The organism is Granulicella sp. L56 (genome assembly GCF_009765835.1).
GTDB lineage: Bacteria > Acidobacteriota > Terriglobia > Terriglobales > Acidobacteriaceae > Edaphobacter.
The window spans coordinates 2,138,225-2,150,250 of the sequence record NZ_LMUS01000006.1 but is presented as its reverse complement, the minus strand read 5'-3'; the positions used below and the strand labels follow the sequence as shown (position 1 = coordinate 2,150,250).

Genomic DNA, 12,026 nt, shown 5'->3' with positions numbered 1-12,026 from the left:
TTCCACTCCGATGTGAACCATTTCCTAAAGAAAACGATTTCCCATAAGGATGCAACATGACAATAGTTCAACGATGCAGAAAGTTTGGGGGCGTGAGCGCTTTGCTCTTTGCCCTGGCGTTATTTGGCGCATTGAGTCATCGCGCCTTCGCCCAAGCCGATCAAGGCGCCATCATAGGTCTTGTGCAGGACACAACCGGAGCAGTGATACCCAACGCACAAGTCGTCCTCACCAATGTCGATACCGGATTGACTTTGACCGTTCGGACCGATAACAGCGGCAACTATGTGTTCTCGCCGATCAAAATCGGCAGCTACAAGGTCGCGGTCACTGCTACTGGATTCTCCACAACCACTCAGGAAAATATTCAGCTCCATCTTCAGGACCGCGTCGCCGTCAATATAGAGCTCAAGACGGGCGAAGCCTCCACCTCCATCACGGTTTCGAGCGCCCCTCCCTTGATGCAGACGCAGGAAGGGTCCACTGGACAGGTGATTGAATCGAAGACGATCAACGATACCCCGCTCAATGGCCGTAACTGGGTCTTCATCGCACAACTCACCGCAGGCGTCGCTCCTTCTAACGGTGCTCGCGGCCAGAACGGCGGCGACTTCAACGCCAACGGCCAGCGTGCCGAGCAAAATAACTACATCATGGATGGCGTCGACAACAACGTGAACGTTGTCGACTTCTTTAATGGATCGAGCTACGTTGTGCGGCCTCCACCCGATGCCCTTGCAGAATTCAAGGTCCAGACCGGCGCCTACAGCTCCGAGTTCGGACACTCTGCCGGAGCAGTCATTAACGCCAGCATTAAATCCGGTACAAACAACATCCACGGAAGTGCGTGGGAGTATCTTCGCAACGACGCCTTCGACGTGCGTGAGTTCTTCCAGGGCTCCAGCCCGATCGCCAAGTATCGTCAGAACCAGTTCGGCGCGACCCTCGGCTTTCCCGTCTTCAAAAACAAGCTCTTCTTCTTTGGTGATGCCCAGGCAAACCGCATCGTCTTTGGTGAGACCCATTCCGGCCTTACCGTTCCCACCGCGCTGATGCGTACCGGCAACTTCAGCGAGCTGCTGAGCACAGATACAAATCTCATCAGCAATCCGGTCCATCTCTACGTCCCGAACTCATCCGCTAACGGCACGACGCCGGTCGCGGGTAATCGTCTTGACCTTCAGCCAGGCGTGGCCCTCGATCCGGTCGCCCTGAAGTTACTCAGCCTCTTCCCCTCTCCAAACGTTGGCCCGGTAGGGAAGACTTTCAGCAACTTTACTGACCAGACCAACTCCATCGACAACACCTTCCAATGGGATGTCCGTATGGACTGGAACCTGAGCTCGAAGGATCAGGCATTCGGCCGCTTCAGCTACAACCACGAACCGGCGTCTCACCCCGCTCCATTCGGCAGTACTCTGGATGGCGGTGGCTTTGGCGACACCGGTCAGGTAGCTCAACTGGGCGAAAACTTCGCCGGCAGCGAAACCCACGTATTCTCGCCAACGCTCACCAATGAATTCCGCTTTGGTTACAACTACGGCCACTACACCGGGTTGCACGAGAACGCGAACAATCCCAACGCTGCTTCAGACCTGGGCCTGGGCGGCATTCCTTACTCTAAGAACAACGGCGGTCTGCCAATCTTCAACGTCGCTGGCCTCTCAACCTTTGGATCGCCCGGTTGGTATGCAACGAACGAATACGAGAATGTCTATCAAATTCTCGATAACGTCACCAAGGTCCTCGGCAATCACACCCTCAAGGGCGGCGTAAATATCCAGCGGATTCGGTTCGATACCTCGCAACCACCGGAGGCCCGTGGAACCTATAACTTCACCGGCGTCTATACCGGCCAGTCGGGTGTGGCAAATACCGGTTACGGCATTGCTGACTTTCTCACCAACAACATGAATAGTTCGTCGATCTCCAACGTCTTCAATACCTCCGACGTTCGCTTCAATCGCTCGGGGTATTTGCAGGACGACTGGAAGGCAAGCCAGAAGCTGACAGTGACCTTTGGCGCGCGCTACGACTATTCGACTCCTTACCTCGAACGTCATGACAACCAGGCTGCGTTTATTCCTACCAGCGCGCCAACGGAAGGCCACAGCACGGGGCTCTATCTGCTTCCCAATAGCCAACGTGGGCTCGTCCTGCCGGTAGCCTTTACCCGGCTGCTCGCTCTGGATAACATCACCATTAAATACACGGGTAACCGCTACCTGGTGAACCCTCAGAAAACCAACTTCGGTCCACGCTTGGGCTTTGCCTATCAGGCAACGGATAAGCTGGTGCTGCATGGCGGTTACGGTATCTTCTTCGGTGGCCTCGAAAGTACAGGCTACTATCCAAACCTTGGCATGAACTTCCCCTTCGAGTTCGACTCCGGCTTTGCCGCCGGCGGTTGCAACTTCCAGGGCTCCTGCGTCAACAACGGCTTTACGCTTGAGAATGGTTTCACCAACGCCATCGCCGAGGGACTCATCAACTCCATTCAACAACCGGCGCTTCGTGGCAGCGAGGCAAACGTACGCACGCCATACAGCCAACAGTACAACTTCACCGTAGAGTACGGGATCAGCAACTCCATGGTGGCCTCACTCGGCTACGTGGGCGCTGTCTCCCGCCACCTGCAAACATTCCCCAACCCCAACGGCCCAATGGCCCTTGCCCCCAACAGCTTTAGCGGCTATATCGACACTGCTGGAGACAAGGTCAATCCTCTGCAGCCCTATCCGCACTTCGGAGGACCGGCCTTCACGGCATACGATGCAGTGTCCAGCTACAACTCGTTACAAGGCAAGGTAGAGAAGCGGCTATCGAGAGGACTTAGTTTCCTGGCTACCTATACCTGGTCACATTCGCTCGATGATGCTCCGACACCTCTCGGCAGCACATCGGATCCCGGTTATCGCAGTTGGAATATTCTTGGGCTCGGTGCTGACTATGGCAACTCTGCCTTCGATGTCCGTCAGCGATTTACTCTCAACGGCAACTATGAGCTTCCGTTTGGCAGAGGTCGCGAATTTGTGAATACCTCTGGTCTTCTGAATTACATCGTTGGCGGCTGGTCCGACAGCTTCGTCTTCAGAGCACAGACGGGTGAGCCCATTACCATCGGAACCAATAACCTCACCAGCCCCAGCGGTTCTGGTGTCAACGCAGTCTACCTTGGCAAAAACCCCTACCAGGGAGGCGGCACCGCCGATGCCACCAACCCAGGGATCGCGTGCCCCGCAAAGGTCCGCACCGTGCAGAACTGGTATAACCCCTGCACGTTTGCCAATCCAAAGGCTGACACCATTGGCTACTCAACCGCAACCTACGCCGATTCACCAACCAATCAACCCATTCCAAACACTGTTTCAGGAGCGGCTGCACTTCCCTATGTGGGCAGTCCACGCGGCCAGATCTATGGCCCTGGTTACGTCCGCATCGACATGTCGTTGTTCAAATCGTTCCCCACCTTCCGCGAGCAGTATCTGCAGTTCCGCGCGGATATGTTCAACGCCCTCAACACGCCCGCCTATGGAGACCCCAGCAATGCTGGTATCTCCAGTAATGGTGGGCTTATCACCGGCGCGCGATCCTTCCAGAGCTACACCCCGGATTCGCGCTTCTTCCAGTTCTCTTTGAAATACGCTTTCTAAAGAGAGTTCAGCAGAAAGGGCGTCCGCTTCCAAAGCGGGCGCCCTTTTTTATTGCCCTATATCTGCACCTGCAATGAGCCTCAGCGTCTGAGCAACGAGCGCTCTGTTCAGCAGCAGCCTTAGGGTTGCTGGACGGGAACATCCGATGGCATCGAGAGATTGCGGTTCTTGAGCCATTCGAGAGTGACCTTGCGGTTCCCCTTCTTTTCATCAAATTCGGGCATGAAGATCTCGAGGCCAGCCTGAGGAGTCATGCGGCAAATTCCCTGCACGAGTTGTTCCTGATAGTTCACCAGGTCGAGATCGAACCAGGGAGCTTTCGTGGCATCGATCATGGTGAGGTCCGCGTGATGCATCGTGAGCTTGCCAAAGTCGACGGTGCCGCCTGTGAGGCGCAGGAAGTTATGCCACTGGGCGAGCTTGCTCTCATCGTTGGGCGAGTTGCCGTAGATTACTTCGATGTCCGGAGACTTGATGCGCACAGAAGTAAGCTCGCCACGGATATGAGGTGGAGGCAGCAGCTTTGTCGTGTCGAAGATCAAGTCATTGCCGGAAATCTGCGCCCCCGGAATATCCGGGGAATGGACAAGGTCGGCGACAGTGAGATGAAGCCCTCCGAGCAGGCCTTTCATGGGGACCTTCAGTACGCTGATCTTCGTTGTATGAAAGCGGATGTGTCCATCCGGAGCGGATGAGAGGGACCCAACTGCCTCGATCGGAAGCGGGACGACCTTATGAAGAGTGCCATGAATCTTCAGTTGATCTCCATCGGCGGTGAGGGAGATATTTCTGAGTGGCGCATCCGAGGACGATGCCGCGTTGAGAAAGGCCCCAACATCTCCGATGTTGACATGAATGACCCCCTTCTGGATGTCGAAGACGAAAGACTCCGGATCATCAAAAGAGGGAGGCACACGCGGATTCGTCCGCAGCATCTGTCCGCGAAGCCAGAGAATATAGATGCGAAAGTTCGGGCCCTTGCGAAGCTGAAGATTATGCGCGTAGACCAGAGTTGGAGTGTTGTCCTCTTCGGGCAGCGCGTTCGATGCACTGGGTGGCGCGACTCCAGCTGGGGCGGGCGCAGCCTTGCCATGGTGCGCATGCCAGAGGAGCCAGCCGACACATAGGATCACGATGACCGCAACGGCGATCAGAATAGGGCGCAGGCGTGGCATTGCGGTCAGTGTAGCGATACCAGGTTATCTATCCGTTCGTTCATTTGAGTTCAATGCAGCGGTTCTTTAAGCCGCACGCCTGTAAGATGCCTGACATAAGCTTTGGATGTCACACATCCAACCTTTAGGAGTTCGACCCAACCGCCGAACATCTAAACGCGTCCGAGATTCCGGACGATGGCAAAGAGAACAGCGGCGGCAAGGCTTGAATAGACAGCAGAGCGCGGCAGCCTCGGCAGTTGCAGAAGCTCGCGCCGGAGAAAGCGGCGATAGCAGAGAGCGGCATAGAAGACAGCAACCGGCATCAGCAGCGTCGTAAGAGCGTTGAGCCGCAGTGCCTCCGCGAGGTGGCCATGCAGCAGCGCGGCGAGCGCACGCGTCGCTCCGCAGCCGGGACATTGCACATGGAGATAGCGGTAGATGGGGCACACCGGATAGAACGAGTACCTGTTAGGCGGAAACCGCAGCAACACCGCAGCGGCAAGTGCGACGACGGCAAGCGGCGCAAGCGCTCGCAACACTGTCGCCATGCGGCTGCGGCCAGTGACGATCACCGAACGGCGTTCCGGTAGCGAAGCGTCTCCTTGATCTCGTTAATGCGGTTGAGCTTGTACTGGAAATAAATGCCGCCGAAGAAGAAGGTCATCACCGCGCTGAGGCGCAGGCCAAGCGGCTCCGCACCGTTGTAGTGCTTCTCCAGCGTGTCGCGCAGGGTAAAGCGGGCAATCAGCCGGAGGATCCAGGTAGCCAGCCCGATCAAACCGCCGGAGATGCTCTGGTGCGGGTGTCCATGATGCAGCGCCGTAATCACATTGCCATAGGAGCCGCCAAAATTCAGCACAATAAGCGCGGTAGCAATGATGTAGTACATCAGCGCCTTGCTCGTCGGTTCCACACGTTTAGCCCACGAAGCGATGACCAGGTTCCAGACAACAACAAAGAGGCCGCAGGTAAGAAAACCGAGCAGAAGCTCAAGTCCCCAATTAAGGTTCGGCGCATCCTGATAAGTACCCGCAGCAGGCTGCTCATAAGCGACAGGGGATGGCTGCACGTAAGCGGCCGAAGGGGGATAGCCCGGCGCGGCTCCAGAAGACGATGTCCCTAAGATCTGCGAGACCGGCAGCCACTCCGTCATCTCCTCGTTCTTGGCGAGGTCCGTGTACAGAATGTGGCCGGAAGCGACATAGCGTTGAAGGTCTTCAAGGGTATAGGGACCATACATCTGGCCGTTGCGTGATACCTGATATTGCATTGCTGGCGCTCCTGTCGGTGACTGATGCTGCGCACGAATCCGTAGAGAGATGAAAACACGGAGCGCGCTTCTGCACAATACGATTTCCGCGCAAGGATGGTTCGCGGGGCTTCTCAAAATCTGCGAAAGATAAGTTCCTTGAATGAAATAGTTTCCAAACGCCACCTCAACCCTGTATAAATCTGCTGAACAGTATTTAGCGACGGGAACACTACCGCTGCTACACCTGAAAGACGGGATCGATCTGATGAAGAAGAAGTTTGCGGCAGCACTGGCTGGTTTTGTCACCATGAGCGCACTGGCTCAACAACCGTGGCAGAAGATACAGATGCCGACAGCAGCCAGCGTACAGCAGGCATGGATGATTCCGCCATCGGAGTATGGGCCTGAGCCCTACTACGGGCTGAACGGCGCCGTCAGCCAGCAGGTCATCGAGCGCGATCTCGACACGATGAAGTCGCTGGGCTACCGTGCGGTCACAGTGCAGGCCGGGTTCGGTATGCCCTTCGCGTATCTCTCGCCGGAGTACTTCCAATTCTTCCGCATGTTCGTAGAGGAAGCAAAGAAGCGCGACATGCGCGTGTGGATCGTGGACGACGCCGGGTATCCCAGCGGATTTGCCGGAGGCAAGTTCACGCAGTTGAAGCCCGAACTGCGGATGCAGGCGCTCGAGGTAGCCCAGAGGATTCCCGCCAAGGCTGGCGACACGATAAAAACAGCAGTGGGGCCGGATACGGTCGCGGTAACAGCAGTGAACGCGGCCGACGGCAAAACTATAACCATTTCAGTAACAAATGGAGCAATCGCGTGGACCGCACCCGCGGGCGATTGGACCGTCATGGTGATGGAGCATCAATTCAAAACATCCCCCACGCGGTCGGACACGAATCCCACGCACAAAAAGGACGGCTCGCAGTCGCTCGAAGACTACATGAATCCGGCAGCCACCGAGCAGTATCTCGAGTTCACACACGAGCAGTACAAGAAGGCAGTCGGCGACGAGTTCGGCAAGACCATCCTCGGGTTCCGTGGAGATGAACCCGACTACTCCATCTCCGGGCTGCCGTGGACGCCGAAGTTCTTCGAGCGGTTTCAACAGGTAAAGGGATACGATATCCGTCCCTACGTCGCGACGTTCCTTCTGCCCAAAGGCGTGGAGATGACCGAGACACAGCGGCGGGCGAAGGCCGACTACTACGATGTCTTCTCGCAGATGTTCCGCGACGGCTTCTTCAAGCCGCAGGGAGAATGGTGCGCGGCGAACCACCTGGAGTATCAGGTGCACCTGAATCACGAAGAGATGGAGATGGAGTTGACGCACAGCGAAGGTGACTTCCTGCGCGACATGAAGTACGTCGAGGTCCCCGGCATCGATACGATCTGGCATCAGATCTGGACCAATACGGTCTCGGATTTCCCCCGGCTGGCCTCATCGGCGGCGCATGTCTATGGGCATCCGCGTGCGTTCACGGAGAGCTTCGCGGCGTACCGTCCAGCCCCCGATGTCACCATGGCCCGCTACATCCTCAACGAGCAGTTTGTGCGTGGCGTCAACCTGATCGAGACGATGTACTTCCCTGCCACCACCGGCACGCGCGGCGGCCCGGCGGCCTATATGAAAGATCCGACTTACCCTGCGCTGCTTAACTATGTGCGGCGCATGAGCTATCTGCTCTCGATGGGCGAGCCAGCAGCCTCGGTGGCGCTGTTGATCCCGTCCAGTTCGATGTGGCTGGGCGATGCCGCCTCTGACGCAACGTTCGTCTCCACCGAGCGCCTGCTCTCCGAGCATCAGATCGACTTCGACATCGTGAATGAGGACGCGCTCGCAACCGACTTGAAGGCTGGCCACGGAACACTCGAAACAATGAGCGGCAATCAGTACCGCACCGTGATCGTTCCGGGCGCCGCAGTACTCTCGCAGGCAGTGTTAGACCGCTTGCACACCTTCGCGACCGGTGGCGGCAAGGTGCTGTTCCTTGGCCGCACACCATCGCTGATCGCAGGACAAACAATCCTCGATGCACGAGCAGCGACGGCTGCGGACTTCGCATGGGCCACCGTAGAAACCTCGGTGCAGTTGCCCGAGACGCCAACGCCGCCAGCTTATCCCCCGACAACACCTCGGGCCTCGCAGGTGGTGGCTCCGGCGATTCTTGATGCAGTGAAAGAAGCAGTTATCGACCCAGACGTATGGCTCAGTGCGCCGGACACCTCGCTGCGCTGCATGACGCGGCGGCTGAAGGACTCATCCGTCTATCTTTTCTTCAACGAGAGTTCCGCGCCTATCTCCGACACGGTGAACTTCCGCAACGAGGGAGAAAACTCCCGGCAACTGGTCGAAGCGTGGGACTCGGCAACTGGAGCAGTTTCGTCCGTCGTCTCCACCCGCGCCCAGGGAACGATGTCCGTGCAGTTGCAGCTCAAGCCATACGAGACGCGAGTGCTGATGGTGCGATAGCTTCAGGAAAGACACCGAGCCACGGCAGCAAGGTCACTTCTCCGCGCGAAACGTCTTTCCCAGCTCGCTTTCACCCAACCTGAAGTAATGGCGAAAGTTGTAAATCAGAGGAGACCACTTGCTGGGATCGACATAGTGATCGTCGATGACGAAGTCGCTGGCGACGTGCACCTTTATGATCTCGACCTCCGCCGCCACTGCTCCGCCAAGCTGCGCCAGCCTCTCTCCTCCAAGCTTATGCAGCTTCCTCACCCGCGCCTCCATGTGGACCGGGCACTCCTGCGCCCGCATCGGTTGTACCGCCTCGCTCGCCAGCGGCGTCAACCCGGCAACTTCAAACTTGTGCGGCTCATAGCGAAACTGCTTCTGCTTGATCTCAGGCACCGGGTTCTTGCCCGTCAGCGGAGCCAGCTTCTCCACCTCGCGCCACATCTCCGGCGAAGGCAGGTTCACCACACACTCAGGATGCCGCTCGAAGTTCTCCGCTGTCTTCGTCTCATCGAGCAGGCCGAGCATCAGCGTCCAACCCAGCGCCCAGAACGACGACATCGGAGCGAGATTTGTACTCCCGTCCTCATTCAACGAGCTGATCAACGCAACGGGTGTTCCAAAGTAAAGGATCTTGGGTTCAATCGTTCGAAATTCCATACCTGCTAAGATGCAGCTCTGCCTCGAACATAGACAAACATCTGTTCCGCCCACCTCAAGTCAGAAATAACCTACTTCAGCAAGATTTGGATATGGTGCTCGAAGTCGGCTTTGTCGACAACTCCGGTGTGCGAGACAGCGATTCTTCCCTGCTTGTCGATCAGCAAAGTCATGGGCATCGAAGTAAGGCCAAACCGCGTTGCCATCGAATCGCTGCCGATCACGATGGGATATTGCATCGCAATCATTCCTCCGGTCTCATCATCTATTTTCTTCGCCAGAAAAGGTTTGACCGTCTTCCAACCGTCCTCATCCATCGACACGCCGATGACCGCCAACCCCTGCTTCCGGTATTTCTTGTCGAACTCGATGTACCAGGGAATCTCCCGCTTGCAGCCGCCGCACCATGTCGCCCAGAAGTCCAGCAACACAACCTTGCCTTTGTAACTCGATAAGGTAATCGCCTTCCCCTGCTCGTCGGTCAGCGTGAAGTTCGGCGCAGGTTTTCTGCTTGCGACAGGCGCCAGCACATCGGAAGCTTCCGCCGGACTGGAGAGTAACGCTGGCGCAGCCTGCACCGCAGACGGAGGGAGGCTGAACAGAATCAATCCTGCGGAGCAGACTGTCAGCAAGGTCCAGCAACAACCGGTGAGCAGCATCCTGCGTCTACCGGACAGGGGGAATCGAGCGTCAACCAGTTTCATCATTCTCTTCTCCTGACACCAGTCTCAAGAATAAGCCGTCTACCCGAGCCTTGGACGGCTTACTCCCTAATTCGCTGCGGTCGTGGAATTTCCTGCCGACTTCGCCGCAGAGATAAGAACAACGCTCCCCTGATTATCTGTCTCCATCTTTGAGTAGAAGCTGCGGAGGTCAGAGTATTCCTTGGGAAGAAAGATGATCGTCCCCAGAGAGTAGTTATGCCGTACGGTGACGCTGGTCGGGGTAGAGGCAGTTGCAATATCGTACGCGGCGAGACTCTGAAGCTGAACCTTATCGCTTGGGGGCATCGATTCCACCTTCAGCGAGGCCGGAAAGTTGACGCGAACCGCATCCTGATCGACGAAGGCATAGTCGAAATAAACCGGTACCTCTCGCTTCTCATGAGGAAAGCTCGGCTTCGAATTGACCTCGAAGACATCGGCCGGAATAATCAGGCGCTTGCCTGTCGAAGAACCGATCTCTCCATGGACCATAAAAGTCACGCGAAGAGGCTGTTCGTAGTCTGCAAGCTTTTCGATGGAAGCTACCTTGACGTCCATCCCCGCAGGCAAAAGCTCTTCGACAGTGGTGCGAAGGTCATGTTCGAGGCTGGTCGCATCTCCCTTAAGCGAACGCTGCCGCCAATACAAAGCGTACGCTCCGATGTAGGTCATGCTGATCTGTCCACCGGCAACCCCATGCTCGTCCATGTTCAGGTCGCCGACACGCTGAATGCGCGAAGCCGTGTAAGGCTCCCCAGGGGCCTTCGCAACTGCCGTGCCATCATCGGTCTGACGAAGGCCCTCGGCAAACGAGTGCTTCCACGCCAACTGCCCGTATGGGCAGAACCGAGACCCGGGATCGAAGTATTGCTCCTTCCCATCTACGCTGACAATGGCAAGATCGTCATCAAGCTGCGCGAGACTGAGATAGTTTGGCAGAAATACATTCCGGTCTCGATTCGTAACCGCGGCAACATAAGCCTTCATTCCGGCAGCGCGAGCCATGGCAACGAACAAGTCGGATAGCTGATCGCTGCTGCCGCGCTTACGCTCCCACACATCATCGGTAGAGCGAATGGGCTTGCTGCCTGCTGCCTTCTCTTCCGCGCTGGAGTGTTCCCGCGTGAAGTCCGTGTTTTCCAGTTGCATCACCGCGGCATAGAGCTTGCGAAGCTTCTGCTCCTGCGTATCGGTCGGCAAGGTCAGGTCTTTGACGGCTGCTTCAACACCAGGGCCGGGGCCAATGAACTTGTCATGCATCTTCGACCAGTATTTTCCCTGGTTCTTCCAGAAATCCAGCCCATTGCGGTACGGGGTGTAATAGAAAAGCACGCGATAGCTGAGGCTGGAGGTAGGCGGCATGTAATCTTCGTTCGGCACGGGAGCGATGTCGTGCACGTTGAGTTCGAAGACCTGCTGCTCCGGATTGAAATTGACTGCTGGAAGGGTCGAGTGCTGAAGTTCAGCTCCGGGAGGAAGAATTGGAGTCCACGCAATCGTGTTGGTAAGATTGCCATGCCCGTCGTTGGAGATCAGTGGCTTACTGGTCGGCTTCCACACATAGTGCGCTTTACGGGTGTAAAGATCGGACTGAATATACCAGCGCGGCGCCATAAAATAGTTGTCGTCCAGGCGCTGGTCATAACGGTACTCGATGATACTGCCTACCTCGACATCGGGCAGCGTAAAGACCTTGGCCATATACTTCGCTCCCCGCGTCTTCTCGATGAGCTTCTGATAGGCCTTGCCGATAAAAGGAATAATCGTGCCGTCGGGATGGATCGTCCGGCCTTCAATCTCTTCGATCGAGATGCTTCCATTGTCGAAGCTCGAAGAGTATCCCAGCTCCACATTGGCATACTTCTTACCGCTTTCGGTGAGCACTTTAAGCCGCTCATAGACATGCAACACATGCATATTGTCTTCGGTAATTTCTTCGCGGTAGAGGTAGACTGCGGCGGCGCCCGGAACTTCGGGCTGCGATGTCATCGAAAGCTCTTCCGGCGTCGGTGTCATCCACTTGTCCGCACGCGCAAGCGGTGAAGACAGAATTAGCAGGGCAGCAAAAAATACTTGGCAGAGAGAACGACAGCCTGGCATGGATTTCATTTGAATCTTTCCTTCTTCCCCTTA

At 56.5% G+C, this 12,026-nt stretch carries 8 protein-coding genes; 2 read left to right on the top strand and 6 right to left on the bottom strand.

The window, feature by feature from the left end:
* Nucleotides 1-92: 92 nt before the first annotated feature.
* Nucleotides 93-3,653 carry a carboxypeptidase-like regulatory domain-containing protein gene (locus tag GSQ81_RS16725; protein WP_158911775.1) on the top strand — a complete coding sequence of 1,187 codons (3,561 nt, stop codon included), beginning with the start codon at nt 93-95 and terminating at the stop codon, nt 3,651-3,653.
* A gap of 119 nt (nt 3,654-3,772) precedes the next feature.
* On the opposite strand, the gene GSQ81_RS16720 is transcribed toward GSQ81_RS16725, so the two are convergent.
* The 3 genes from GSQ81_RS16720 to GSQ81_RS16710 form a co-directional block, all read right to left on the bottom strand.
* Complete coding sequence (locus GSQ81_RS16720) at nt 3,773-4,828, bottom strand: hypothetical protein (RefSeq protein WP_158911774.1); 1,056 nt, start codon at nt 4,826-4,828, stop codon at nt 3,773-3,775.
* Nucleotides 4,829-4,980: 152 nt separating this feature from the next.
* On the bottom strand, nt 4,981-5,382 hold the full coding sequence (locus tag GSQ81_RS16715) for a DUF2752 domain-containing protein (protein WP_216846457.1): 402 nt from the start codon (nt 5,380-5,382) through the stop codon (nt 4,981-4,983).
* Nucleotides 5,379-6,080 carry a DUF4339 domain-containing protein gene (locus GSQ81_RS16710; protein ID WP_158911773.1) on the bottom strand — a complete coding sequence of 234 codons (702 nt, stop codon included), beginning with the start codon at nt 6,078-6,080 and terminating at the stop codon, nt 5,379-5,381. Before GSQ81_RS16710 ends, GSQ81_RS16715 begins: the two co-directional genes overlap by 4 nt.
* A gap of 247 nt (nt 6,081-6,327) precedes the next feature.
* Here GSQ81_RS16710 and GSQ81_RS16705 point away from each other — a divergent pair, with 247 nt between their 5' ends.
* Nucleotides 6,328-8,541, top strand: coding sequence for a glycosyl hydrolase (locus GSQ81_RS16705; RefSeq protein WP_158911772.1), 2,214 nt, complete (start codon nt 6,328-6,330; stop codon nt 8,539-8,541).
* 33 nt (nt 8,542-8,574) lie between these two features.
* Here the strand turns inward: GSQ81_RS16705 and GSQ81_RS16700 are convergent, their stop codons facing one another.
* The 3 genes from GSQ81_RS16700 to GSQ81_RS16690 form a co-directional block, all read right to left on the bottom strand.
* Complete coding sequence (locus GSQ81_RS16700; protein WP_158911771.1) at nt 8,575-9,189, bottom strand: flavin reductase family protein; 615 nt, start codon at nt 9,187-9,189, stop codon at nt 8,575-8,577.
* 71 nt (nt 9,190-9,260) lie between these two features.
* Nucleotides 9,261-9,896, bottom strand: coding sequence for a TlpA family protein disulfide reductase (locus GSQ81_RS16695; protein WP_254060257.1), 636 nt, complete (start codon nt 9,894-9,896; stop codon nt 9,261-9,263).
* A 63-nt stretch (nt 9,897-9,959) separates the two neighbouring features.
* Nucleotides 9,960-12,002, bottom strand: a complete 2,043-nt coding sequence (locus GSQ81_RS16690) for a DUF3857 domain-containing protein (protein ID WP_254060256.1) — start codon at nt 12,000-12,002, stop codon at nt 9,960-9,962.
* Nucleotides 12,003-12,026: the final 24 nt, after the last annotated feature.